At 68.0% G+C, this 22,895-nt stretch carries 23 protein-coding genes; 10 read left to right on the top strand and 13 right to left on the bottom strand.

All coding sequences use genetic code 11. The features are described 5' to 3' along the window. The first annotated feature begins 47 nt into the window (after window positions 1-47). Complete coding sequence (locus AC1RCS_RS15750; protein ID WP_369642553.1) at window positions 48-440, top strand: VOC family protein; 393 nt, start codon at window positions 48-50, stop codon at window positions 438-440. Between the two features lie 64 nt (window positions 441-504). On the opposite strand, the gene AC1RCS_RS15745 is transcribed toward AC1RCS_RS15750, so the two are convergent. The 4 genes from AC1RCS_RS15745 to AC1RCS_RS15730 all read right to left on the bottom strand — a co-directional run bounded on the left by AC1RCS_RS15745 (window position 505) and on the right by AC1RCS_RS15730 (window position 3,704). Then, window positions 505-1,239, bottom strand: coding sequence for an AraC family transcriptional regulator (locus tag AC1RCS_RS15745; protein WP_218294852.1), 735 nt, complete (start codon window positions 1,237-1,239; stop codon window positions 505-507). Window positions 1,240-1,252: 13 nt separating this feature from the next. Further along, window positions 1,253-1,639, bottom strand: coding sequence for a hypothetical protein (locus AC1RCS_RS15740; RefSeq protein ID WP_492260946.1), 387 nt, complete (start codon window positions 1,637-1,639; stop codon window positions 1,253-1,255). Window positions 1,640-1,722: 83 nt separating this feature from the next. After that, on the bottom strand, window positions 1,723-2,646 hold the full coding sequence (locus tag AC1RCS_RS15735; protein WP_218341156.1) for an ABC transporter permease: 924 nt from the start codon (window positions 2,644-2,646) through the stop codon (window positions 1,723-1,725). After that, window positions 2,643-3,704 (bottom strand): ABC transporter permease, encoded by a 1,062-nt coding sequence (locus AC1RCS_RS15730; protein WP_218341157.1) that lies wholly within the window; start codon window positions 3,702-3,704, stop codon window positions 2,643-2,645. Before AC1RCS_RS15730 ends, AC1RCS_RS15735 begins: the two co-directional genes overlap by 4 nt. A 99-nt stretch (window positions 3,705-3,803) precedes the next feature. On the opposite strand from AC1RCS_RS15730, the gene AC1RCS_RS15725 reads away from it, so the two are divergent. Next, window positions 3,804-4,352: a hypothetical protein gene (locus AC1RCS_RS15725; RefSeq protein ID WP_218294856.1), complete on the top strand. Its 549-nt coding sequence runs from the start codon at window positions 3,804-3,806 to the stop codon at window positions 4,350-4,352. Between the two features lie 31 nt (window positions 4,353-4,383). On the opposite strand, the gene AC1RCS_RS15720 is transcribed toward AC1RCS_RS15725, so the two are convergent. The 8 genes from AC1RCS_RS15720 to AC1RCS_RS15685 all read right to left on the bottom strand — a co-directional run bounded on the left by AC1RCS_RS15720 (window position 4,384) and on the right by AC1RCS_RS15685 (window position 13,728). Further along, the gene (locus AC1RCS_RS15720) at window positions 4,384-5,955 is read right to left on the bottom strand and encodes an ABC transporter ATP-binding protein (protein ID WP_492245331.1); all 1,572 of its coding nucleotides are present in this window, start codon (window positions 5,953-5,955) and stop codon (window positions 4,384-4,386) included. After that, complete coding sequence (locus AC1RCS_RS15715; RefSeq protein ID WP_492245330.1) at window positions 5,952-6,923, bottom strand: 5'-methylthioadenosine/S-adenosylhomocysteine nucleosidase; 972 nt, start codon at window positions 6,921-6,923, stop codon at window positions 5,952-5,954. The genes AC1RCS_RS15720 and AC1RCS_RS15715 overlap by 4 nt, the downstream gene beginning before the upstream one ends. Before the next feature lie 99 nt (window positions 6,924-7,022). Further along, on the bottom strand, window positions 7,023-8,033 hold the full coding sequence (locus tag AC1RCS_RS15710) for a BMP family protein (RefSeq protein ID WP_218294858.1): 1,011 nt from the start codon (window positions 8,031-8,033) through the stop codon (window positions 7,023-7,025). 206 nt (window positions 8,034-8,239) lie between these two features. Next, window positions 8,240-8,869 (bottom strand): uracil phosphoribosyltransferase, encoded by a 630-nt coding sequence (gene upp / locus AC1RCS_RS15705; protein ID WP_218294859.1) that lies wholly within the window; start codon window positions 8,867-8,869, stop codon window positions 8,240-8,242. Between the two features lie 185 nt (window positions 8,870-9,054). Continuing rightward, the gene (locus AC1RCS_RS15700) at window positions 9,055-10,047 is read right to left on the bottom strand and encodes a threo-3-hydroxy-L-aspartate ammonia-lyase (protein WP_218294860.1); all 993 of its coding nucleotides are present in this window, start codon (window positions 10,045-10,047) and stop codon (window positions 9,055-9,057) included. Window positions 10,048-10,210: 163 nt separating this feature from the next. Beyond that, entirely contained in the window at window positions 10,211-11,056 is an 846-nt protein-coding gene (locus AC1RCS_RS15695; RefSeq protein ID WP_218294861.1) for an enoyl-CoA hydratase-related protein, read from the bottom strand. A 151-nt stretch (window positions 11,057-11,207) separates the two neighbouring features. Then, window positions 11,208-12,014 carry a glycine-rich domain-containing protein gene (locus AC1RCS_RS15690; RefSeq protein WP_492245329.1) on the bottom strand — a complete coding sequence of 269 codons (807 nt, stop codon included), beginning with the start codon at window positions 12,012-12,014 and terminating at the stop codon, window positions 11,208-11,210. A 190-nt stretch (window positions 12,015-12,204) separates the two neighbouring features. Next, window positions 12,205-13,728, bottom strand: a complete 1,524-nt coding sequence (locus AC1RCS_RS15685) for a helicase HerA-like C-terminal domain-containing protein (protein WP_218294863.1) — start codon at window positions 13,726-13,728, stop codon at window positions 12,205-12,207. An 80-nt stretch (window positions 13,729-13,808) separates the two neighbouring features. Between AC1RCS_RS15685 and AC1RCS_RS15680 the strand changes: the two genes are divergently transcribed. From AC1RCS_RS15680 to rng, 7 genes are all read left to right on the top strand, one after another. Next, window positions 13,809-14,528: a YebC/PmpR family DNA-binding transcriptional regulator gene (locus AC1RCS_RS15680; protein ID WP_218294864.1), complete on the top strand. Its 720-nt coding sequence runs from the start codon at window positions 13,809-13,811 to the stop codon at window positions 14,526-14,528. Window positions 14,529-14,643: 115 nt separating this feature from the next. Continuing rightward, a complete protein-coding gene (gene purD, locus AC1RCS_RS15675; RefSeq protein ID WP_492245328.1) occupies window positions 14,644-15,921 on the top strand; it encodes a phosphoribosylamine--glycine ligase in 1,278 nt (425 codons plus the stop codon). Between the two features lie 139 nt (window positions 15,922-16,060). After that, the gene (hemF, locus tag AC1RCS_RS15670) at window positions 16,061-17,029 is read left to right on the top strand and encodes an oxygen-dependent coproporphyrinogen oxidase (protein WP_218338490.1); all 969 of its coding nucleotides are present in this window, start codon (window positions 16,061-16,063) and stop codon (window positions 17,027-17,029) included. A gap of 205 nt (window positions 17,030-17,234) precedes the next feature. After that, the gene (rsfS, locus tag AC1RCS_RS15665) at window positions 17,235-18,116 is read left to right on the top strand and encodes a ribosome silencing factor (RefSeq protein ID WP_218338491.1); all 882 of its coding nucleotides are present in this window, start codon (window positions 17,235-17,237) and stop codon (window positions 18,114-18,116) included. 74 nt (window positions 18,117-18,190) lie between these two features. Continuing rightward, the gene (gene rlmH / locus AC1RCS_RS15660) at window positions 18,191-18,658 is read left to right on the top strand and encodes a 23S rRNA (pseudouridine(1915)-N(3))-methyltransferase RlmH (protein ID WP_005798500.1); all 468 of its coding nucleotides are present in this window, start codon (window positions 18,191-18,193) and stop codon (window positions 18,656-18,658) included. A 97-nt stretch (window positions 18,659-18,755) separates the two neighbouring features. Beyond that, window positions 18,756-19,370, top strand: a complete 615-nt coding sequence (locus AC1RCS_RS15655) for a Maf family protein (RefSeq protein ID WP_492245327.1) — start codon at window positions 18,756-18,758, stop codon at window positions 19,368-19,370. Between the two features lie 144 nt (window positions 19,371-19,514). Beyond that, window positions 19,515-21,002: a ribonuclease G gene (gene rng, locus AC1RCS_RS15650; RefSeq protein WP_218294869.1), complete on the top strand. Its 1,488-nt coding sequence runs from the start codon at window positions 19,515-19,517 to the stop codon at window positions 21,000-21,002. 26 nt (window positions 21,003-21,028) lie between these two features. Here rng and AC1RCS_RS15645 read toward each other — a convergent pair whose 3' ends face one another. Next, window positions 21,029-21,637: a glutathione S-transferase family protein gene (locus AC1RCS_RS15645; protein WP_218294870.1), complete on the bottom strand. Its 609-nt coding sequence runs from the start codon at window positions 21,635-21,637 to the stop codon at window positions 21,029-21,031. A gap of 94 nt (window positions 21,638-21,731) precedes the next feature. Here AC1RCS_RS15645 and AC1RCS_RS15640 point away from each other — a divergent pair, with 94 nt between their 5' ends. Continuing rightward, on the top strand, window positions 21,732-22,685 hold the full coding sequence (locus AC1RCS_RS15640) for a helix-turn-helix transcriptional regulator (RefSeq protein ID WP_218294871.1): 954 nt from the start codon (window positions 21,732-21,734) through the stop codon (window positions 22,683-22,685). Window positions 22,686-22,895: the final 210 nt, after the last annotated feature.

Genomic DNA, 22,895 nt, shown 5'->3' with positions numbered 1-22,895 from the left:
CTCACAGGGCGCATCTATTTCAGCGCATTTTTGCAAAGGCAGTCTTCATGCAATTTGGCTACACCATTCTCTACGTCGAAGATGTTCCCAGGACCATCGCTTTTTATGAGGCCGCCTTCGGCCTCACCCGCCGCTTCGTGCACGAGGCTGGCGACTTCGGCGAGCTGGACACGGGCGCCACCGCGCTGGCCTTCTCGTCGCTGCGGCTGATGGCCGAGCTGGGCAAGAACCCGCAGCGCGCGTCGGCAGAGGCGCCCAGTTTCGAGATCGCGTTCACCACCACCGACGTGGCTGCTGCCGTGCAGCGCGCGGTGGATGCCGGTGCCCGGCTGGTGCAGGCGCCCGGGCAGATGCCCTGGGGCCAGACGGTGGCCTATGTCGCGGACATCAACGGTGCGCTGGTGGAGCTGTGCACGCCCATGGGGCCGCCAGCCGTTTGAACGGTCGTGGTGGCGCAGGCGTAGACGGTGGTGCCGGCCCCGGGGCGTGGGTTTCACATGAAATTCAGCCATAGCCCGCCTGCGCCACCGTGGCCAGCAGTTGTGGTGTGCGGCGCAGCGCTGCAGGCGTCTGCCCGAGCCAGCGCAGACAGTCGCGGTGGAAGTGGGCTTGGTCGGCGTAGCCGTTGTCGGCTGCAATCTCTGCCAGCGGTTTGGCCGTGCCGAGCGCCTGCGCTGCACGGCGCACGCGGGCCAGCGCGCGCCAGAAGCGGGGCGATTGGCCGGTGGAGCGTTGGGTCAGACGCTCCAACGTGCGTTCGGACACCCCTAGGCCGTGTGCTGCCGCGCCCACCGTGGCTGCATGCGCCAGCGCGTGTAGCGCCTCTTGGACGCGTGGATCCCTGTCGGTGTGGTGGTCGATGGCCTCCAGCAGCAAGGCTTCCAGCGCCGTGGTGTCGTGGCCCAGGCCGCAGGAGCGTGGCCCAGCGCGGCGCCTGTGCTGGTGCCAGATGGCCCGTGCGGACTGCAGCAATGCTGCTGCATCGATGGTGGTGCCGGGACACAGGCGGTAGCCCAGCCACTGCTCGCCAGCGCGTCCGGGCACCTCCATGGCAGCGTCGGCCAGTGGTGAGATATGCCAGGCGGAGTGCCCGCAAGCCTCCACATGCAGGATGAGGTCGCTGCAGCCATCGGGCAGCACCGTGGTGGCACTGGCATCGGTGGTGTCGAACTGCCAGCGCGCCAGCACGGTCAGTGGCAGCAAGGGGCTGGTGCTGAGAGAAGGCGGCACGTCTGGCATGGCAGGCCCGCCGTCAGCGCTTTTGTGTGGTGCGAAAGCGCACCTCGCCCGGGTTGTGTCCTGCGTCGATGGTGATACGGAACACACTGTCGTCATGGCCAGACTGCGCCCGCGCTGTGAAGCGAATACCCCGGCGCGTGGGCAGGCAGCTCATCTGGCTCAGGGTGATGGCGGCATGGTCGTTGTTGATCTGCGCAAAACCCTCGGTGTGAACCGCGGCGGCGCTGTCGGTGCGGTCCCGCGCAATCCACTGCAGGTAGAGAAAAGACTGCGCGTAGCGCGTGGCGTGCACGATGCGGTACGTGCCGCCGCCTTCACCCGGCTGCACCGGGGCGGGCCACTGACCGCAAACCTTGACCCAGTCCACATCGGGCGCGGCGGTGAAGGATTCATACGGCATGTCTTGCCCCAGCGCGTGGGCATGCCCCGCACAGGCCAGCAGCGCGGCCGCCAGCCAAGGCGCGATGGGGCTGGGCGCACGCCTCACCGCTCGCCCTTGCGGTAGGGCTTCATCAGCGCCTGCGGGTACGCTGCCTTGCGCGCCACCAGCACCAGGGCCAGTATGGAGAGCAGGTAGGGCAGCATCAGATACACCTGGTACGGAAGCCACGCGCCGCCCGCCTGCTGCAGCCGAAGCTGCAGCGCATCGAAAAAAGCGAACAGCAGCGCGCCCAGCAGTGCCTTGCCGGGGCGCCACGAGGCGAACACCACCAGCGCGACGCAGATCCAGCCGCGCCCGTTCACCATGTTGAAGAAGAAAGCGTTGAACGCCGACAGCGTGAGGAAGGCCCCCGCCACACCCATCAACGCCGAGCCCGCCACGATGGCCCCCGTGCGCGTGGCCGCCACCGGGATGCCCTGGCCCTCGGCGGCCTGCGGGTTCTCGCCCACCATGCGCACGGCCAGGCCCAGCGGCGTGCGCATGAGCACCCAGGCCAGTATCGGCACCAGGGCCAGCGCCAGCAGCGTGAGTGGCGTCTGCGCTGAGAGAATGGGCACGCCCAGCCAATCCATGGCGGCGAAAGGCTCGATGGTGGGCGGCGTGTTCACCTTCGGAAAGCTCACGCGGTAGCCGTAGTAGCTGAGCGCCGTGGCCAGCAGCGTGATGCCCAGGCCCGAGACATGCTGCGACAGCGCCAGCCCCACCGTGAGCCAGGCATGCAGCAGCCCGAACACGCCCCCCGTGAGCGCCGCCACCAGCACCCCGGTCCACAGGCCGTGCCCGGCGTACACCGTGAGCCAGCCCGTGAAGGCGCCCGCCACCATGATGCCCTCGATGCCCAGGTGGAGCACGCCGGCGCGCTCGCACAGCAGCACCCCGAGCGTGCCCAGGATGAGCGGCGTGGCCACGCGCAGCGTGGCGATCCAGAAGGCCGGATTGGCCAGGATGTCGAGGAGTTCGGTCATTTCCACCTCACCCGGTACTGCGTGAGCAGGGTGGCGACGAGCACCGCGATGAGCGAGGTGGCCACGATCACGTCGGCGATGTAGGTGGGCACGCCCACCGCGCGGCTCATGCTGTCGGCACCCACCAGCACGCCGGCCACGAAGGTGCCCGCCGCGATCACGCCCAGCGGGTGCAGCCCGGCCAGCATGGCGATCACGATGCCGCTGTAGCCATAGCCCGGCGACATGTCGAGCGTGACGTAGCCGGTGCGGCCCGCCACCTCGATGGCACCGGCCAGCCCCGCCAGCCCGCCCGAGAGCAGGGCCACCAGCACCACGGTGCGGGTGATGGGCACGCCGGCAAACGCGGCGGCCCGCGCATTGGCACCGGCCGCGCGGATGTCGAAGCCCGGCACCGTGCGCCGCAGGATGGCCCAGAGGATCAGTGCCAGGCCGATGGCCCACAGCAGTCCCGTGTGCAGGCGCGTCTGCGGCACCAGCCTGGACAGCTCCAGGTCTCCCTGCAGCGCCACGCTCTGCGGCCAGCCCATGGACAGCGGGTCTTTCATGGGACCGTCGAGCAGGGCCGAGACCAGCAGCAGGGTGATGAAGTTGAGCAGCAGCGTGGTCACCACCTCGTCCACCCCCAGGCGCGACTTCATGAGCGCCGGGCCCAGCAGCAGCAGGGCGCCGGCCAGGGCCGCCGCCAGCATCATCGCCGGGAACAGCAGCCAGGGCGACCATTCCAGCCCCGTGCCGCCATGCAGGCCGCCCACGGCCACGGCGGCCAGCGCACCGGCATACAGCTGCCCCTCGGCACCGATGTTGAACAGCCGTGCGCGAAAGGCCACGGCCGCGGCCAGCCCGGTCAGGATCAGCGGCGTGGCGCGCGTGAGGGTTTCGGTCAGCGCGAAGACCGAGCCGAAGGCGCCCTTGACGAGCAGTGCATAGGTCTGGCCCACGGGCGCGCCGGCCCACAGCACCAGCAGGCCGCTGATGAGCAGGGTGAACACCACGGCGCCCACCGGCGCCGCCACGTAGGCGGCGGGGGAGATGTGGTTGCGTTTTTCAAGCCGCATGGGTCGGCGCTTCGTGGGGAATGGAGGGCATCGGATTACCATCCGCGGCGGAGAGGTTCGGCTTGCTCCACGCAGGCCGCCAATAACGGGAGAGAGATCATGCAAAACCTGGTGTGGGGATGGCTTGGGCGCATGTTGCTGTGCGGCGCGCTGGCGCTGGGCTGCGCAGGTGCCATGGCACAGGCATTGACCGGCGAGGGCCCGGCAACGGCTGCGCCGGTCGCCCCGCCGGACCTGCCGCTGAAGAACGAAGCGGAATACACCGCCGACATCAACGAATGGCTGGACCACACACGCAGGCTGCAGGAAGAAGGTCGGGTGCGGCACAGGCGCATCACCATCGGCGTGGTGTCGGCCCTGGTGGCAGGCTTTCTCGGCCTGCTGCTGCATACCTGGCGCAGCGGCCGGCCCATGGCCTTCAAGATCAGCCGCGTGCTGCTGTGGGCGCCCCTGTTCCTGTTGGCGGGGGTGTGGTTCTTTCCATCCATCATCCTGATGGTGATGGGGTGTGCGCCCGTGATGCTCGGCGTGTGGTGGCGGCGCGCCCTGTCGTGGTGGGAGCTGTCCATCGCCTCCGCGCTGTACCTGCCGGCCCTGGTGTTCACCTGGCTTGTCTTCAGGACACTGGCTGGCATGGGCGGCGGGTAAGGGCCCGGGCGCTGAATCGGCGCCTGCGCAGTCACGGGGTTTCCTCCGCGCTGCTGGCCGCGCCCGCCATCGCCAGCCCGATGGCCTCGCGCGTCCAGCCCTCTGCGGGCCGCGCTGCGCTCAGGTGCCCCTCGTGCATCACCGCCACGCGGTCGCCCAGGGCCAGCACCTCGTCGAGATCGTCCGAGATCAGCAGCACGGCGGCACCGCCGTCGCGCGCGTTGATGAGCTGCTGCTGCACGAAGGTGACGGCGCCGATATCGAGCCCCCAGGTGGGCTGGTGGGCCACGATGAGGCGCGGCGCAGGGGCGCTCTGGCTGGCGTCGTAGGGCGGCAGCAGGGCGCGGCCCAGGATGAGCTTTTGCATGTTGCCGCCCGAGAGCGCGCGGGCAGGGGTGTCGGGCCCGCCGCCGCGCACGTCGAAGGTCTCGGCCACGCGCTGGGCATGCTGGCGCGCGGCGCCGCGCTTGACCCAGAAGGCCCGGAACCAGGGGTGGGCGAACCAGTGGCTGCGCAGGCGTTCGGACACGGCGTTCTCCCACACCGGCAGGTCGCCCACCACGCCCACGGCATGGCGGTCCTCGGGGATGCGGGCCACGCCCTGGTCCACCACCCAAGCCGGGCGGGCCTGCAGCGGCGTGCCGAGCAGCGTCACCTGGCCGGCGGTGGCGGCGCGCACGCCGCACAGCACGTCGGCCAGCGCCACCTGGCCATTGCCCGAGACACCGGCGATGGCGACGATCTCGCCGGCGTTCAGGGTGAGCGATACGCCCTGCAGCCGATCACGAGCCGTGGATGCCGTGGATACGTTGGCCAGCGTGCACACCGGCGCACCCACGCTCCGGGCGGGGCGGCGTTCGCTGGCCTCGATGGCATGGCCCACCATCCACTGCGCGAGCTGGCCTTGCGTGGTGCCCTGCGCGGGCGCCTCGGCCACGAGCTTGCCCTGGCGCAGCACGGCCACGCGGTGCGATACGCGCAGCACCTCGGCCAGCTTGTGGCTGATGAAGATGATGGACAGGCCCTGCGCCACCATCTGCGCGAGCGTGTCGAACAGCGCTTCGCTTTCCTGCGGCGTGAGCACGGCGGTGGGTTCGTCCAGGATGAGGATGCGCGCGCCCCGGTACAGCGCCTTAAGGATCTCCACGCGCTGGCGCTCGCCGACCGAGAGGCCGCCCACCAGCGCCTCGGGCCGCACGGGCAGGCCGAACTGGCGGGACACCGCCAGCAGGCGCTCGCGCGCACCCGCGCGCCGTGAGAAGGGCTGCCACAAGGGTTCGGTGCCCAGCAGCACGTTGTCCAGCACCGTGAGGTTGTCGGCCAGGGTGAAATGCTGGTGCACCATGCCGATGCCCGCCGCCAGCGCCGCGCGTGGCTGGCCGGGCGGCAGCGGCTGGCCGAAGACCTCGATGTGGCCCGCGTCGGCCACGTAGTGGCCGAACAGGATGGACATCAGCGTGGACTTGCCCGCCCCGTTCTCCCCCAGCAGTGCCAGCACCTCGCCGCGCTGCAGCGCAAGGCTGATGCCGTCGTTGGCCACCAGCTTGCCGAAGCGTTTGGTGATGCCCTGCAGCCGCAGGACGGGGCCGGAGGGGTCCGTCATTTCCAGTTCGAGAGAAAGGCCAGCAGCACCTTGGCGGAATTGGCCGCCGCCAGGCCCATGAAGGTGCCCATTTCATTCTCGCCTTCGCCACCACCGGCCAGATCGCTCAGCGAGCGAAAGGCGATGTAGGGCACGCCGTTGCTGTGGGCCACCATGGCGGTGGCGGCGGTCTCCATGTCGAGCACATTGGCCTCGAAGGTCTTGAACGCGTACTCGCGGAAAGCCCTGTTGTCCACGAAGGCCTGGCCCGACACGCCGTTGCCGCCCACCACGAGCTGCGGGCGCTGTTTCAGGCAGGTGCTGGCCAGGCAATGCGCCAGGCCCACGTCCTGCAGGCCGCGCGCGGTGGCCAGCATTTGGGGGTCCGCCTCAAACCAGAACTGTCTGGTGATGCCGGGCTTGGCCGCCGACCTCACCTCGACCGGGCGCGGGTGCATCATGCCGAAGGCGGGCATCGTCAGCTCGCTTTTCATCCACGCGGGGGCGCTGTACTGGCCGGGCTGGTCTTCACGCGCCATCAGCCATTCCATGTACTGTCCCCACTGCGCGGGCACGGTCACGTCGCCAATGTGCAGGCCGGGGTTCACGCCACCGGCGATGCCGGAAAAGACGATGTGGCTCACGTTGAAGCGGTCCAGCACCAATTGTGTGTTCATGGCCGCGTTGGTCATGCTGATGCCCGACAGGAACACCACCACGGGCTTGCCCGAGAGCATGCCGGTGGTGAATTCCACGCCGTTGACGCTGTGCCTGGCCGGCTGCTGCACCTGGGGCAGCAGCACCGTCAGCTCGGGTGCAAAGGCCGAGATGACGGCGATGCGCGGCATGCTGTCCAGCCGTGCCGCCTGGCCCGGCACGACCGCGGCGCATCCCGCCACCAGCGTGGCCAGGGCCAGGGCGCCCAGCAGGCGCATGCACCGCGCGGCCAGGGCGGTTGTCTCGGGGCGGTGGGAAAGCGGTGCGGGCATGGCGTTCCTTGTCGGGAAAAAGAAGAAAAGGAAAAATCGTACAGCGCAGCGCACGGCGGCGCAGGCCACAGCGCAGCCGGTGCCCGCGCGCCGGGGTGCCTACCTGGCCGTGGACTTGGGCTGGCTGTCGTCCACCTTCACGCTGAACTTGCCGGCCAGGATGTCGGCCTCCTTGGCCTTGACCTTGGCCACGATGTCGGCGGGCACCTTCTTCTCGAACGTGCCCAGCGGCGCCAATTCAGAGCCCTTGTGCTTCATCATCGAGTAGGGGCCGTAGTCCTCGGCCGTGAACTTGCCGTCCTTGACCAGCTTGAGGGCGCGTTCGATGCTGGGCTCCATGTGCCACAGCGCGGAGGCGACCACGGTGTCGGGGTACTTGTCCTGGGTGTTGATCACGTTGCCGATGGCCAGCTTGCCCTTCTCCTTGGCCGCGTCGGACACGCCAAAGCGCTCGGCATAGAGCACGTCGGCGCCCTTGTCGATCATGGCGAAGGTGGCTTCCTTGGCCTTGGGCGGGTCGAACCAGCTGTTGATGAAGGTGATGGTGAACTCGACCTTGGGGTTGGTCTCCTTCGCGCCGGCCATGAAGGCGTGCATCAGGCGGTTGACCTCGGGAATGGGGAAGCCGCCGACCATGCCGATCTTGTTCGTCTTGGTCATGCCGCCCGCGACCATGCCGGACAGGTAGGCGGGCTCCTGGATGTAGTTGTCGAACACGCTGAAATTGGGCGCCTGCGGCTTGCCCGAGGAGCCCAGCAGGAACGAGGTCTTGGGGAAGTCCTTGGCCACCTTGCGGGCGGCGGTCTCCACCGCGAAGGCCTCGCCCACGATGAGCTGGTTGCCGCCGGTGGCGTACTCGCGCATCACGCGCTCGTAGTCGGCGTTGGAGACGTTCTCGCTGGCCTTGTATTCGATCTCGCCGCGCGCTTCGGCGGCCTTCAGGGCCTTGTGGATGCGGCTCACCCACTGCTGCTCGTAGGGCACCGTGTAGATCGCCGCGACCTTGAGCTTGGACTGCGCGTGGGCCAGCGAGGGTGCCAGGCCCATGGCGGCCGAAAGGGCCATGGAAGTGCAGAGCAGGCGTCCGGTGAAGATGCGGCGAGTGGTCATGGTGGAGTCCTTCAGACAGGCAAACAAGGAGGAATGGGTGTCAGCAGCCAAGCAAGGAGCGCGCCAATGGGCAGCCGCCCGGAGGCACGAGGCCGGAGGCAAGTCTGCCAGAGGAAAGCCACCAGTTGGTAAAAAAATGACGCGCCAAAAAAACCACCGGAGGGCCTGGCCCCGCGGTGGCTGGTTCGCGATGGTGTGGCGTGCGCCTACTTGGTGCCGAAGATCCGGTCCCCCGCATCCCCCAGCCCCGGCAGGATGTAGCCGTGGTCGTTCAGTTCGCGGTCGATGGCGGCGGTGAAGATCGGCACGTCGGGGTGGGCCTTTTGCAGCGTGGCCACGCCTTCGGGGGCGGCCAGCAGGCACACGAACTTGATGGAGCGGGGGTTGAGCTTTTTCAGGCGGTCCACGCAGGCGGCGGCCGAGTTGCCGGTGGCCAGCATGGGGTCCACCACGATGATGTCGCGCTCGTCCATTTCGGACGGCATCTTGAAGTAGTACTCCACCGGCTGCAGCGTGGCCGGGTCGCGGTACAGCCCGATGTGGCCCACGCGGGCGCCGGGCACCACGTTGAGCATGCCGTCGAGGAAGCCGTTGCCCGCGCGCAGGATGGAGACCAGTACCAGCTTCTTGCCGTCGATCACCTGGCCGGTCATGGTCTCCAGCGGGGTTTCGATCTGCACGTCCTGCAGGGGCATGTCGCGCGTGACTTCGTACGCCATGAGCGTGCTGAGCTCGCCCAGCAGGCGGCGAAAGCTGTTGGTGCTGGCGTCCTTCTTGCGCATCAGCGTGAGCTTGTGCTGGACGAGGGGGTGGTTGATGACGGTGACGTTGCTCATGGCTGGGCCTGTGTTTTGGGGGATGGAAAGAGGCGCGCCTGCATTTTTACCTGACAGAGGCGCTGGCGGCAGGCACTGTCAGGGTTGCGTGCTGCCGTGCTGCCGTGCTGCCGTGCGGCCGGCCGTGGCGGGCCGCTGGCGTCGCCCTCTGGGGCTGGCGGCGGCGGCGCGGCGCATGGGTGAGTCTAATCCGACAGGAACCGCGCATAGCGCGCCAGGTCCACATTGCCGCCGCTGATGATGACGCCCACCCGTTCGCCCTGCAGCAGCTTGCCGCCGTCATCGACACCCGAGAACGCGTGCGCGCCCGCATAGGCAAGGGCGCCCGTGGGCTCCACCACGATCTTCATGCGCTCCGCGAAGAAGCGCAGGGACTGCATGAGCTGGGCGTCGCTCACGCTCAGGATGTCTTCCACCCGCTCGCGGATGATGGGAAAGGTGAGCTCGCCCAGCGCCTGGGTCTGCGCGCCATCGGCGATGGTGTGCGGCGTCGGGATGCGCACGATCTGCCCCGCCCGCAGCGACTGCTGGCCGTCGTTGCCGTTTTCGGGCTCCACGCCGATCACGCGGCAGCGCGGTGCCAGGGCGCCCGCGGCCAGCAGGCTGCCTGCCAGCAGGCCCCCGCCGCCCACGCACACGAACAGGTAGTCGAGGTCGGGCACTTCTTCAAAAAGCTCCAGCGCCGCGGTGCCCTGGCCCGCGATGACGTGGGGATGGTCGAACGGAGGCACCAGCGTCATGCCTCGCTCCAGCGCCAGGCGGCGGCTGATGGCCTCGCGGTCCTCGGTGTAGCGGTCGTAGGTGACGACCTGGGCTCCATAGGCGCGCGTGGCCGCCATCTTGGAGGCGGGCGCGTCTTCGGGCATGACGATGGCGACGGGCATGTCCAGCAGGCGGGCCGACAGCGCGATCGCCTGCGCATGGTTGCCGGCCGAGAAAGCCAGCACGCCGCGTTCGCGCTGCTCGTCGGTGAACTGGGCGAGCGTGTTGAAGGCGCCGCGGAACTTGAACGCGCCCGTGCGCTGCAGGTTCTCGCATTTGAAGAAGAGCTGGGCGCCCAGCATTTCGTCGGCGGTGGTGGAGCGCAGCACCGGCGTGCGGTGCGCGATGCCCTTGAGCCGGTGCGCGGCGGCGGCCACGTCGTCGTAGGTGGGCGGGGTCAGACTGGGCAATGTCATGGCGGCGTCCTCGGGGCAGGGGCGGGCAAGGGGTTGCCCGTGTTCGCCACATGATAGCCCCAGACGCGATCGCCGCGCGCCGAAAAGGCCTCTGCCGGTTGTCCTGTCAGCGCGGGCAGCTATCAATTTTGACTTTTCGCGCCGGTCTCGCGGCGCGGCGCTCTCAGCCCAGTTCGCTGAACCGTACCAGCGGCGCCAGGGCCGGGAAGTCGCCCGCGCGCTTTTGCTTCATGGCCGTGACCGACTCGCGCACGTGCTGGTTGCTCCAGATGGCGCCCTGCAGCCAGCCCATCTGGCGCAGGCTGTCTTCCACGCTGTGGTCGCGCGCGTAGTTCACGGCCTGCTTGGTGCCCCAGATGGCGACGGGGGGCTTGGCGGCGATCTCCTGGGCGCATTGCAGGGCGGCGGCCAGCATGGCCTCCTGCGTGTCGAACACCTCGTTGACCAGCCCGTGGCCCAGGGCCCTGGCGGCGCCCAGGCGGCGGCCGGTGTAGGCCAGTTCTTTCACCACGCCCAGCGGGATGAGCTTGGGCAGGCGCTGCAGCGTGCCCACGTCGGCCACCATGCCGATGTTGATTTCCTGGATGCAGAAGAACGCATCCGCCGTGGCGTAGCGCACGCAGGCCGCCGTCACCATGTCCACCGCGCCGCCGATGCAGCCGCCGTGGATGGCCATGATCACGGGAATGCGCAGGTTCTCGATGCGGGTGAAGGTGGCCTGCATGTCGGTGAGCAGGTCGAAGATGGCGGCGCGGCCTTCGGGGCTCTGGTCGTCCATGGTGATGGCGCCGCCGAAGGTCTCCAGCGCCATGCCCGCGCTGAAATGCTTGCCCGTGCTGCTGATGACCAGCGCACGCGCCTCGCCCGCCTGTTGCAGGTGGGCCAGCACCTCGTCCAGCTCGCGCCAGAAGGTGGGGTGCATGGTGTTCATGGCCTCGGGCCGGTTCATCACCAGGTGGGCGACATGCTGGGAGATGCCGAGGCTGAAGCAGGTGAGGGTCTTGTTCATGGGGTGCCACTGTAGACCCGCAGGCCCCGGCAGTGTCGTCGCCTGGGTGACTTTGGATGATTCTGGCTTCAAGCCCTTATCTATCAAGCGCCAATAGCTATCAAATGAGGAGCATTTGCACGAGGGTGGCAGACGGCCGTGGCATGGCCCGTCAATCGCCGCCCCCGCCGCCGCAGCCGCCGCCATCCCCTGCGCCGTCGCTCCCGCCTCCATCCGAGCTGTCGGCGCCGCCGAAGTCGCCCGAGCTGCCGCTGTAGCCGCCGTCCGAGAAGCTGGTGCCGCAGTAGCTGTCGCCGCCGCTGCCGCCCGCATCGCTCTTGCGGGCGATGTCGGAGCAGTCAGGCACGTAGGCAAAGCCGCCCGGGATGGCGAACTTGGCATCCAGCGCGAACAGCAGGGGCAGGCGGCTGGGGGCCTTGGGGTCGATGGATTCCTCCTTGCACACCCAGTACCAGCAGCGGCGCAGGCCGTCGTTGTGCCGGGCCTTCGCGCCCAGCGCCTCGGCGGGCGTGTGGTGCAGGAAGAAGCCCAGCGCATGGTGGCACCAGTGCTTGTAGGCCTGGGTGTGCAGGATGAACTCATGCCACAGCACGTCGACCGCCTTGGAGGGCATGGCCACGAACTGCTTGTTGCCGCGCAGGCAGGCCATGAAGAACTGGCGCAGGCCCCGCTCCACCAGCTCGCAGTCGCGCGTGCTCAGGTGGGGGTAGGTTTCGCGCAGCTTGCGCTGCAGAAAGCGGGGCAGGGGGGCTTCGCGGATGGTGCGCTGGCGCACCGCGCGGGTCCACTGGATCGCCAGGGCCGTGATGATGACCGTGGCAAGGAAATACAGGAGCCAGGGCCAGCGCAGGCGCCAGGCGCCGCCCAGGAGCCCGGCGATGGCAACCACCCACACGGCAATCGCCAGCGGCACGACCTTGCTTGCCCACCACAGCAGCATGTTGTCGATGCGTTTCATCGTCCCTCCTTTTTTGTTGTTGTGTGGCGATTTCACGGCGGTTTTGTGACCGATTGATGACACTTCGGGTGGTGTCGCCAGGGGGCACGGCTGGTGTGCCCGCCGCACCATCACCACCCTGCTGCAGCCGCGGCGACAGTGCCGCGCCGGGGACGCAGGGCAGGGGCGGGAATCTGCGCCCCGCCCGTGGTCAACGGCGCTTGCTGCCGCCGAAGATGCTGCCCAGCACTCCGCGCAGGATCTCCTTGCCCAGCGAGGTGCCCATGGTGCGCACGGCCGACTTGGCCATGGTCTGGGCCAGGCCATCGCGTTTGCCGCCGCGCGGGCCGGTGGTGCCAAACAGCACGTCGTTGAGCCCGCCCATCAGGCCGCCGCCGCTGTCTTCCGTGTTGGCGGGCGTGCCTTTGCTGCCATTGGCTGGCGCCTGGGCACTGGCTTCGGCCGCGCGGCCCTTGAGTTTTTCGTAGGCCGACTCGCGGTCCACCACCTTTTCATACACGCCCGCGACCAGCGAGTTGGCCACCAGCATCTGGCGCTGCTGCGGCGTGATGGGACCGAGCTGGCTGCCGGGCGGCAGCACGAACACCCGTTCGGTGATGCTCGGGCGGCCCTTGGCATCGAGAAAGCTCACCAGCGCCTCGCCCACGGCCAGTTCGGTGATGGCGGTCTCGATGTCGAGGCCCGGCTTTTGCCGCATGGTGGTGGCCGTGGCCTTCACGGCCTTCTGGTCGCGGGGCGTGAAGGCGCGCAGCGCATGCTGCACGCGGTTGCCCAGCTGGGCGAGCACGCTGTCGGGGATGTCCAGCGGGTTTTGCGTCACGAAGTACACGCCCACGCCCTTGGAGCGCACCAGGCGCACCACGAGTTCGATGCGCTCGATGAGCACCTTGGGCGCCTCGTTGAACAGGAGGTGGGCCTCGTCGAAGAAGAACACCAGCTTGGGCTGCTCGGGGTCGCCGATCTCGGGCAGTTGCTCGAACAGTTCCGACAGCATCCACAAGAGGAAGGTGGCATACAGCCGCGGCGAATTCATGAGCTTGTCGGCCGCCAGGATATTGACGACACCGTGGCCATCGACGGTTTGCATGAAGTCCTGGATATTGAGCATGGGCTCGCCGAAGAACTCGCTGCCGCCCTGCTGCTCGATCTGCAGCAGCCCGCGCTGGATGGCGCCCACGCTGGCGGCGCTCACGTTGCCATATTCGGTGGTGAACTCCTTGGCGTTGTCGCCCACGTACTGCAGCATGGCGCGCAGGTCCTTGAGGTCCAGCAGCAGCATGCCGTTGTCGTCGGCGATCTTGAACACCAGGTTGAGCACGCCCAGCTGGGTTTCATTGAGGTTGAGCATGCGGCCCAGCAGCAGCGGGCCCATGTCGGACACGGTGGCGCGCACCGGGTGGCCCTGTTCGCCGAACACGTCCCACAGCGTGGTGGGGCAGGCCAGGGGGGCGGGCAGGGGAAGGCCGCGCTCCTTGAGCACGGCGGCCAGCTTGTCGCCGATCTTGCCGGGCTGGCTGGCGCCCGTGAGGTCGCCCTTCACATCGGCCATGAACACCGGCACGCCGATGCGCGAGAAGTTCTCGGCCAGGGTCTGCAAGGTCACTGTCTTGCCCGTGCCGGTGGCGCCGGTGATGAGCCCGTGGCGGTTGGCCAGCCCTGGAAGCAGGTGGCATTCGATGGTGTCGTGCTTGGCAATCAGCAGGGGTTCGGCCATTTGGGGTTTCCTCGGGGGTACAGGTTCGGCAAAAAGTAAAATCGCGCTCAGTAGATTAAATCAATACAAAAGGATCTCTCGTGGCAGGACACAGCAAATGGGCGAATATCCAGCACCGCAAGGGGCGGCAGGATGAAAAACGCGGCAAGATCTGGACCCGCATCATTCGCGAAATCACCGTGGCTGCCCGGTCGGGCGGCGGCGACCTGTCTGCCAACCCCCGCTTGCGTCTGGCGGTGGACAAGGCCAAGGCGGCCAACATGCCCGCCGACCGCATCAAATACAACATCGACAAGGCCACGGGCAACGCCGAAGGCCTGACCTACGAGGAAATCCGCTACGAAGGCTATGGCATTGGCGGCGCGGCCATCATGATCGACACCATGACCGACAACCGGGTGCGCACCGTGGCCGAAGTGCGACACGCGTTCAGCAAACACGGTGGCAACATGGGGACCGAAGGCTCGGTGGTGTTCCAGTTCAAGCACTGCGGCCAGCTGATCTTTGCCCCTGGCACCAGCGAGGACAAGGTGATGGAAGTGGCGCTGGAGGCGGGCGCCGAAGACGTGGTGACCGACGACGATGGCGCCGTGGAGGTGCTGACCGCTCCGGCCGACTTCGAGGCCGTGAAGAACGCGCTGGAGGCGGCGGGCCTCACTGCCGAGGTGGCGGGCGTGACCATGCGGCCCGAGAACACCATTGAACTGACCGGCGACGACGCCGCCAGGATGCAAAAGCTGCTGGACGTGCTGGAAGACCTGGACGATACGCAAGAGGTCTACCACAACGCCGCGCTCTGACCTCGGCGCCGCTGGATCGCCGATTTTTTCTTGCGCTGACCTGTTTTCCGACTGATATTTCCCCGAACCCCGCCACGCAGCCCGGTGCTGTGGGCCGGGTTCACCAAAGGCTCCTATGAAAGTACTTGTGATTGGTGGCGGCGGCCGTGAACACGCGATGGCGTGGAAACTGAGCCAGTCCCCCAAGGTGACCAAGGTGTATGTGGCGCCCGGCAACGGTGGCACCGCGCTGAACTCCAAGCTCGAGAACGTGGCCATCACCGACGTGCGCGAACTGCGTGTGTGGGCGCAGGCCGAAAAGATCGCACTGACGGTGGTGGGCCCCGAAGCGCCACTGGCGGCGGGTGTGGTCGATGAGTTCCGTGCCAATGGCCTGCGCATCTTCGGCCCCACCAAGGCTGCTGCCCAGCTCGAAAGCTCCAAGGCCTTCTCCAAGGCCTTCATGCGCCGCCATGGCATTCCCACGGCCGACTACGACACCTTCACCGACCCGGCCGCCGCCCACGCCTTCGTGGACCGCCTGGGCGCCCCCATCGTCATCAAGGCCGACGGCCTGGCCGCTGGCAAGGGCGTGGTCGTGGCCATGACGCTGCAGGAGGCCCACGATGCCGTGGACTTCATGCTCGTGGACAACAAATACGGCGTGACGCACAACGAAGGTGGCGCGCGCGTGGTGATCGAGGAATTCCTCGAAGGCGAGGAAGCCAGTTTCATCGTGCTGTGCGATGGCAAGAACGTGCTGGCGCTGGCCACCAGCCAGGACCACAAGCGCCTCAAAGACGGCGACGAAGGCCCCAACACCGGCGGCATGGGGGCCTACTCGCCCGCGCCCGTGGTCACGGCCGACGTGCACGCCCGCGCCATGCGCGAGATCATCCTGCCCACCATCCGGGGCATGGAAAAGGACGGCATTCCCTACACCGGTTTTCTGTATGCCGGGCTGATGATCGACGCCAAGGGCCACCCCAAGACGCTCGAATTCAACTGCCGCATGGGCGATCCCGAGACCCAGCCCATCCTGATGCGCCTGAAAAGCGATTTCAGCGATGTGATGGCCGCCGCGGCCGATGGCAAGCTCGACCAGATGGAGCTGCAATGGGACCGCCGCACCGCGCTGGGCGTGGTCATGGCAGCCCACGGCTACCCGGAGAACCCGCGCAAGGGCGACCCCATCACCGGCCTGCCCGCCGAGGCCGACGATGCCGTGGTGTTCCATGCCGGCACGCAGCTGAAAGACGGCGTGGTCAGCGTGACCGGTGGCCGGGTGCTGTGCGTGACGGTGCTGGCCGACAGCGTCAAGCAGGCGCAGCAGCGTGCCTACGACGTGGCGCGTGGCATCCAGTTCGATGGCGCGCAGTACCGCCGCGACATTGGTTTCCGCGCGGTGAAATAACCCCTTCCTGAGTCCCCTGCGGCGCCTTCCCCCGCAAGGGACGACGCCCACGCGGGGGTGGCCCTTGCTGGGCGTCCCTGGCCTGGGCCGCGCCAGTTTTACCGGCAGTGCATGGCGCCGATGGCAATGGACAACTGAAATGCAACAACCTGGATTGAATCCGGCCACGACCGTGGCGACCGTACGCAGCTACTTGCAGGGCCTGCAGGCGCGCATCACCGATGCGCTCGAGGCCGTGGAAGGAGAGGGCGGTGCACGCTTTCTGGCCGATGCCTGGAGCAAGCCGCCCGGCGAGCCGCTGCAGGGCGATGGCATCACCAAGATCCTGGAAGGCGGCCGGGTGTTCGAACGCGCGGGCTGTGGCTTCAGCCATGTGCGCGGCCCGCAGCTGCCACCCTCGGCCACGCAGCACCGGCCCGAGCTGGCCGGTGCGCCGTTCGAGGCCATGGGCGTGTCGCTGGTCTTCCACCCGCGCAACCCGTATGTGCCCACCGTGCACATGAATGTGCGCATGATCGCGGCGGGCCATCCGGGGCAGGCGCCGACCTGCTGGTTTGGCGGTGGCATGGACCTCACGCCGTACTACGGCTTCGAGGAAGACGCGGTGCACTTTCACCGCACCTGCCGCGATGCGCTCAGCGCCTTTGGCGACGACAAGTACCCACGCTTCAAGCAGTGGTGCGACGAATACTTCTACCTCAAGCACCGCGGCGAGCAGCGCGGTGTGGGCGGGGTGTTCTATGACGACTTCTCGGAGCTGGGCTTTGACCAGAGCCTGGCCATGACGCAGTCGGTGGGCGACGCCTTCCTCAAGGCCTACCTGCCCATCGTGGAGAAGCGCCAGAACCTGCCGTTTGGCGAGCGCGAGCGCGACTTCCAGCTCTACCGCCGGGGCCGCTATGTGGAGTTCAACCTGGTGTGGGACCGGGGCACCCACTTTGGCCTGCAGTCGGGGGGGCGCACCGAGTCCATTTTGTTGTCCATGCCGCCGCTGGTGTCGTGGTCGTACCAGCGCTCCGATGCCGCCGATTCGGCCGAGGCGGCGCTGTTGCAGAGGTTCCTGGTACGCCGCGACTGGCTTGCCGAAGGTGCCGCCCCCACCGCCTGAAAGCCGGTCCCAAGGGTGTGAACACCGCAAAAGCTATAATTTCAATAGCTGCCCGCGCTTTTCACACCAGCGCAAGAGGCCAAAAACACCTCAAACTGCTGCAGCGCCAAAGCACAACACCAGCGCAACACCCAAGGCTCAGCCCGCTGGCTGTGCGCTGCGTTGCACGCTATATTGATTCCATTCCCTCTCTATTCACCGCCTGATGACCACCTCCACCAAATCGGAAACCGCCGCCAAGAAAGACGTCACCAAACTCCAGCGCGCCATCGTCGATGGCCTGGAGGACGTCAAGGCGCAAGACATCCAGGTCTTCAACACCGAGCATCTCTCGCCGCTGTTTGAACGGGTGATCGTGGCATCGGGCACCTCCAACCGCCAGACCAAGGCCCTGGCCGCAAGCGTGCGCGACGCGGTGAAGGAAGCCGGTTTCACCAAGCCGCGTATCGAAGGCGAAGACAACGGCGAATGGATCATCGTGGACTGCGGCGCCGCCGTGGCGCACATCATGCAGCCCGCCATCCGCCAGTACTACCGCCTGGAAGAGCTGTGGGGCGACACGCCCGTGCGCCTGAAGCTCGGCGCGGCCAAGCCGGTCTCCAGCGCGGCCACCGAGCTGGCCGAGAAGAAGTCGGCCCAGAAGGCGGCGAAATCCGACGCCAAGGCCGCTGGCAAGGCGCCTGCAAAAAAGACGGCGGCGCCCACCGTGGCGGCCCGTTCCGGCAAGGCCACGGTGAAGGCCGTGGCCAGGACCGCCGCCAAGACTGCCGCGGCTGCGCCGGCCAAGTCTGCTGCCGCCAAGCCGGCTGCGAAGACCCACGTTGGCAAGCCCGCCGCCAAACCCGCCAGCAAGACCGCGGGCAAGGTTGCCGGCACGGCAGCCGCCAGGAAGCCTGCAGCGCCCAAGGCACCCGTCAAGACCGTGGTCGTGAAGCCAGGCGGCGCGAAAAAGCCCGCAGCCAAGAAATCATCGGCCCCCGTGGGCAAGGCGCCTGCGCGCGCCGCCGCCAAGCCGGCGTCCAGGACCGCTGGCGCCGCCGCAGCGGCCAAGCCCGCGGCCAAGAAGGCTCCAGCCCGCAAGGGCTGATGCGTGGGCGGGGCTGTGTGCTGGCCGCTACGCCTGCGCACGGCGCCCCCCTCTGAACCCCAGGTGCACATCACATGAAGCTGCTTATCGTGGCGGTCGGGCAGCGGGTGCCTGACTGGGCGCAAACGGCTTACGACGACTACGCCAAACGCTTTCCGCCCGAACTCAAGGTCGAACTCAAGGCCGTCAAGACCGAACCGCGGGGCTCCAAGACCCTGGAGACGCTGTACGCCGCCGAGCGCGAGCGCATCGAGGCGGCCATCCCGCGCGGCACGCGCGTGGTGGCGCTGGACGAGCGCGGCACCAGCCTCACCACCAAGGCCCTGGCCGAACGCCTCAAGGGCTGGCAGCTGGGTGGCGACGACGTGGCACTGGTCATCGGCGGCCCGGACGGGCTCGATCCGGCGTTTCGCCAGGGCGCGCACGAGCGCATCCGCCTCTCGGACCTGACCCTGCCCCATGCCATGGTGCGCGTGCTGCTCATCGAGCAGCTGTACCGCGCCTGGTCGGTGAACGCCGGGCACCCTTACCACCGCGAATGAGGGCTGGATCGGCGTGCGGGTGAAATACTATATTTTTTATAGCTGCTAGCGCTTGATGGATAAGCGCTAGAGCCGGTTTTCTTCTCAAAATCCGTTCATGCCCGACTTCATCTACCTTGCCTCCCAGAGTCCCCGCCGGCGCCAGCTGATCGAACAGCTGGGCGTGCGCCACGAACTGCTGCTGCCCAACATGGACGGCGACGAGCCCGAAGACGCCGAGGCCATCGAGGCGGTGCTGCCCGGCGAGGCGCCCACGGCCTATGTGGAGCGCGTGACCGGCCTCAAGCTGGATGCCGCCGTGGCCCGGCGCGCGCGCCGGGGTTTGCCGGATGCGCCCATCCTGTGCTCCGACACCACCGTGGCCCTGGGCCGCACGATTTACGGAAAACCCGACGACGCGCAACACGCTGCGCGCATGCTGGCCGAACTGGCAGGGCACGAGCACCGCGTGCTCACCGCCGTGGCGCTGCAGGTGGGCCCCAGGCGCCTTTCTGCGCTGTCGGTGTCGCGCGTGACCTTCGCCGCCATGACGCCCGCGCAGATTGATGCCTACGTGGCCACGGGTGAGCCACTGGGCAAGGCCGGGGCTTACGGTATTCAGGGCCGGGCTGCTGCCTATGTGGAGCACCTGGCTGGCAGCTATTCGGGCATCATGGGGTTGCCGATGTACGAGACAGCGCAACTTCTGCGCGCCGCCGGGTTTCAGATATGACCCTCCTGAGTCGCCTGCGGCGCCTTCCCCCCAGGGGGACGCCGCCAGGGGCCTGGCAAAGCCAGTTCCCCGGCGGCCCTGGCGTAGCGCCTCGGTGATTCCAACAGCAGCAAGAACGCGACCGATTTCAGAAAAGAAGAAGCCATGCAACAAGACATCCTGATCAACTGGTCGCCCCAGGAAACCCGCGTGGCCGTGGTGGAGCATGGCGCCGTGCAGGAGCTGCACATCGAGCGCACGCTGGAGCGCGGCCTGGTGGGCAACGTCTACCTGGGCAAAGTCTCGCGTGTGCTGCCGGGCATGCAGTCGGCCTTCATCGACATCGGGCTGGAGCGCGCGGCCTTCTTGCACGTGGCCGATGTGTGGCAACGCCAGCCCGATGGCGAGCCGCCGGCATTCGCCCGCAAGAACGAGCCGCAGGTACCCATTGAAAAGCAGGTGTTCGAAGGCCAGTCGCTGATGGTGCAGGTCATCAAGGACCCGATCGGCACCAAGGGCGCACGCCTGTCCACGCAGATCAGCGTGGCCGGGCGCCTGCTGGTGTTTCTGCCGCAGGACGACCATGTGGGCGTGTCGCAAAAAATCCCCGGCGCGGAGCGCGATGCGCTGCGCGCGCGGCTGCAGGCGCTGGTGGGCGACAAGGCCACGGGCGGTGGCGGCGGCTTCATCCTGCGCACCAACGGAGAGGATTCGACCGACGCCGAGCTGGCGGAGGACATCGCCTACCTGCGCAAGACCTGGGCGCGCATCAAGGAGGCATCGCTCAAGCTGCCCGCGATGTCGCTGCTGCACCAGGACCTGGACCTGCTGCAGCGCGTGCTGCGCGACCTGGTGGGCGACCACACGCAGACCATCCGGCTCGACTCGATGGAGCAGTTCCAGCGGCTGCGGGCGTTTGGTGTGGAGTTCATGCCCGCCGCCGCCGGCAAGCTGCAGCACTACAAGGGCGAGCGCCCGATCTTCGACCTGTACTCCATCGACGAGGAAGTGGCGAAGGCGCTGGGCCGGCGCGTCGATCTGAAATCCGGCGGCTACCTCATCGTGGACCAGACCGAGGCGCTGACCACCATCGACGTGAACACCGGTGGCTACGTGGGCGCGCGCAATTTCGACGACACCATCTTCAAGACCAACCTGGAGGCCGCGCAGGCCATTGCGCGCCAGCTGCGCCTGCGCAACCTGGGCGGCATCATCATCGTGGACTTCATCGACATGGTGCGCGAGGACCACCAGCAGGCCGTGCTGGCGGAGTTCCGAAAGCAGCTTGGCCGCGATCGCGTGAAGACCATGGCGGGCGGCTTCTCGCAGCTGGGCCTGGTGGAGATGACGCGCAAGCGCACCCGCGAATCGCTGGCCCACATGCTGTGCGAACCCTGCGAGGCCTGCCAGGGCAAGGGCAGCGTGAAGACCGCGCGCAGCGTGTGCTACGACATCCTGCGCGAGATCCTGCGCGAAGCCCGCCAGTTCAACCCGCGCGAGTTCCGCGTGGTGGCCTCGCCGCGGGTGGTGGAGCTGTTCCTGGACGAGGAAAGCCAGCACCTGGCCGGTCTCTCGGACTTCATCAAGAAGCCGATCTCGCTGCAGTCCGAAAGCGCGATGGGGCAGGAGCAGTACGACATCGTGCTGCTCTAGCCCTGGCCGCCTTTTTCGCCGCCAGCTCAGCTTTCGATCTGCATCGCCGGACGCGCCTGCACGCGCGCCAGCCAGGCCTGCACGTGGGGGTGTGCGTTGACGGGCGCACCCAGGTACACGCTGTAGCCCAGGACCGAGCCCACCACCAGGTCCACCAGCGAGTAGTCCGCGCCCAGCATCCAGGGCTGCGCGGCCAGCCGTGCATCCAGCAGCGCCAGCAGTTCGTTCAGCCCCCGGGTGGCGGCCTCGGCGTGCGCGGGGCTGCGCAGGGCCTCGTCGCCTTGCGTGGCCACCTGCAGGCGCACCAGGACCGTGCCGTAGGTGACATAGGCCCAGACGCACCACGACAGGGCCTGCAGCGCCTCTGGCGTGCCCGCGGCGGGCCACAGCCCCCGCTCGATGCCGTAGCGGTGGCCCAGCCACAGGTGGATGGCCAGCGCCTCGAACATGGGGGCGCCGTCCACGGTCAGGGTGGGCACCTTGCCGTTGGGGTTGAGGGCCAGGTACTCCGGGCGGCGCTGCTCGCCAGTGCGGATGTCGATCTTCACGCGCTCGTGGGGCACGCCCAGTTCGGCAAGGGCGCAGGCAATGGGGCTGGCGCTGGACATGGGGTGCCAGTAGAGGACGATGGACATGGAAAACTCCTTGGTGGTGGTGGAAGAAAAGGTGGTGCCACTGTAGATTCCATTGCGGACAGTTTCGGTCCTCAATAAAAAGTACAGTCGCACCATGCTCACGTCATCGACCCGCCTTTTGCGCCTGCTGTCGCTGCTGCAGACGCGCAACCACTGGATGGGGCCAGAACTGGCCGAGCGCCTGGAGGTGCACCCGCGCACCCTGCGGCGCGACATCGACCGCCTGCGCCAGCTGGGCTACCCTGTGCATGCCAGCAGCGGGGTGGCCGGCGGCTATGCCTTTCGCGCCGGACAGGCGCTGCCGCCCCTGCTGCTGGACGACGACGAGGCCCTGGCCGTGTCGATCGCGCTGCGCACCGCCACGGCCGGCGCGGTGGGCGGCATCGAGGAGCCCGCGCTCCGGGCGCTGGTCAAGCTGGAGCAGGCCATGCCCGCGCGCCTGCGCAAACGCGTGGACGCGCTGCGTTCGGCCATCCTGCCGCTGGACCGCACCGGACCGGTGGTGGAAGCATCGCTGCTGGCCACGCTGGCGTCCGCCTGCCGCGACCAGCTGCGCATCGAGTTCAGCTACGAGGACGGCAAGGGCCGCAGCGCACAGCGCCAGGTGGAGCCGCAAGGCGTGGTGCACACCGGCGAGCGCTGGTACCTGGTCGCCTGGGACCGGGTGCGCACCGACTGGCGCACCTTCCGCATCGACCGCATCGTGGGCGACCCCCAGGTGGGCGCGCATTTCGCGCCCCGGGCCTCGCCTGACGGCGGCGATCTGAAGGGCTACGTTGCGCGCTCCATCTCGGCGCCGCACCACGCCGAGCAGGCGCGCGTCGTGCTGCATGCGCCGTATGCGGTGATGTCGCGCCGCATTCCCAAGTCCGCAGGCGTGGTCTCCACCCTGGGCAAGGGGCTGCGGTGCCAGCTGGAGTGCGCGGCCAATGACTCCCTGGTCTACTGGCTGATGGCGCTCGATGTCGAATTCGAGGTGCTTGCGCCGGCATCGCTGAAGGAGCGGCTGCGGGTGGCGGGCGAGCGGGCGTTGCGCTGCACGGCATGAGCCCTTGGGGGGCTGTGGCAGGCATCGATGGCCGATCCCGCTCCGGCCACCAGAGGCCGGGGCATGGAGGCATTGAGCTTCTTGCGCGGGTTGGCCAAGTGCGCTCATACGTCGTGCGTGCCTTCGGCGTGGCTGGAGCCCCGCACGGCCGTGAGCAACTGCTGGCGGGTGATGACGGGGTCGGGCTGGGACGCCCGGTGCATGGGCAGC

It is taken from the genome of Acidovorax sp. GW823-FHT01C06, from assembly GCF_058798375.1.
The sequence above is the reverse complement of the archived record's forward strand: the minus strand, read 5'-3'. Positions and strand labels throughout refer to the sequence as shown.

Bases quoted from the DNA above. Each gene is read 5' to 3' on its own strand.
- AC1RCS_RS15750 (WP_369642553.1), top strand. From the start codon at position 48: ATGCAATTTGGCTACACCATTCTCTACGTCGAAGATGTTCCCAGGACC.
- AC1RCS_RS15745 (WP_218294852.1), bottom strand. From the start codon at position 1,239: ATGCCAGACGTGCCGCCTTCTCTCAGCACCAGCCCCTTGCTGCCACTG.
- AC1RCS_RS15740 (WP_492260946.1), bottom strand. From the start codon at position 1,639: ATGCCGTATGAATCCTTCACCGCCGCGCCCGATGTGGACTGGGTCAAG.
- AC1RCS_RS15735 (WP_218341156.1), bottom strand. From the start codon at position 2,646: ATGACCGAACTCCTCGACATCCTGGCCAATCCGGCCTTCTGGATCGCC.
- AC1RCS_RS15730 (WP_218341157.1), bottom strand. From the start codon at position 3,704: ATGCGGCTTGAAAAACGCAACCACATCTCCCCCGCCGCCTACGTGGCG.
- AC1RCS_RS15725 (WP_218294856.1), top strand. From the start codon at position 3,804: ATGCAAAACCTGGTGTGGGGATGGCTTGGGCGCATGTTGCTGTGCGGC.
- AC1RCS_RS15720 (WP_492245331.1), bottom strand. From the start codon at position 5,955: ATGACGGACCCCTCCGGCCCCGTCCTGCGGCTGCAGGGCATCACCAAA.
- AC1RCS_RS15715 (WP_492245330.1), bottom strand. From the start codon at position 6,923: ATGCCCGCACCGCTTTCCCACCGCCCCGAGACAACCGCCCTGGCCGCG.
- AC1RCS_RS15710 (WP_218294858.1), bottom strand. From the start codon at position 8,033: ATGACCACTCGCCGCATCTTCACCGGACGCCTGCTCTGCACTTCCATG.
- upp (WP_218294859.1), bottom strand. From the start codon at position 8,869: ATGAGCAACGTCACCGTCATCAACCACCCCCTCGTCCAGCACAAGCTC.
- AC1RCS_RS15700 (WP_218294860.1), bottom strand. From the start codon at position 10,047: ATGACATTGCCCAGTCTGACCCCGCCCACCTACGACGACGTGGCCGCC.
- AC1RCS_RS15695 (WP_218294861.1), bottom strand. From the start codon at position 11,056: ATGAACAAGACCCTCACCTGCTTCAGCCTCGGCATCTCCCAGCATGTC.
- AC1RCS_RS15690 (WP_492245329.1), bottom strand. From the start codon at position 12,014: ATGAAACGCATCGACAACATGCTGCTGTGGTGGGCAAGCAAGGTCGTG.
- AC1RCS_RS15685 (WP_218294863.1), bottom strand. From the start codon at position 13,728: ATGGCCGAACCCCTGCTGATTGCCAAGCACGACACCATCGAATGCCAC.
- purD (WP_492245328.1), top strand. From the start codon at position 14,644: ATGAAAGTACTTGTGATTGGTGGCGGCGGCCGTGAACACGCGATGGCG.
- hemF (WP_218338490.1), top strand. From the start codon at position 16,061: ATGCAACAACCTGGATTGAATCCGGCCACGACCGTGGCGACCGTACGC.
- rsfS (WP_218338491.1), top strand. From the start codon at position 17,235: ATGACCACCTCCACCAAATCGGAAACCGCCGCCAAGAAAGACGTCACC.
- rlmH (WP_005798500.1), top strand. From the start codon at position 18,191: ATGAAGCTGCTTATCGTGGCGGTCGGGCAGCGGGTGCCTGACTGGGCG.
- AC1RCS_RS15655 (WP_492245327.1), top strand. From the start codon at position 18,756: ATGCCCGACTTCATCTACCTTGCCTCCCAGAGTCCCCGCCGGCGCCAG.
- rng (WP_218294869.1), top strand. From the start codon at position 19,515: ATGCAACAAGACATCCTGATCAACTGGTCGCCCCAGGAAACCCGCGTG.
- AC1RCS_RS15645 (WP_218294870.1), bottom strand. From the start codon at position 21,637: ATGTCCATCGTCCTCTACTGGCACCCCATGTCCAGCGCCAGCCCCATT.
- AC1RCS_RS15640 (WP_218294871.1), top strand. From the start codon at position 21,732: ATGCTCACGTCATCGACCCGCCTTTTGCGCCTGCTGTCGCTGCTGCAG.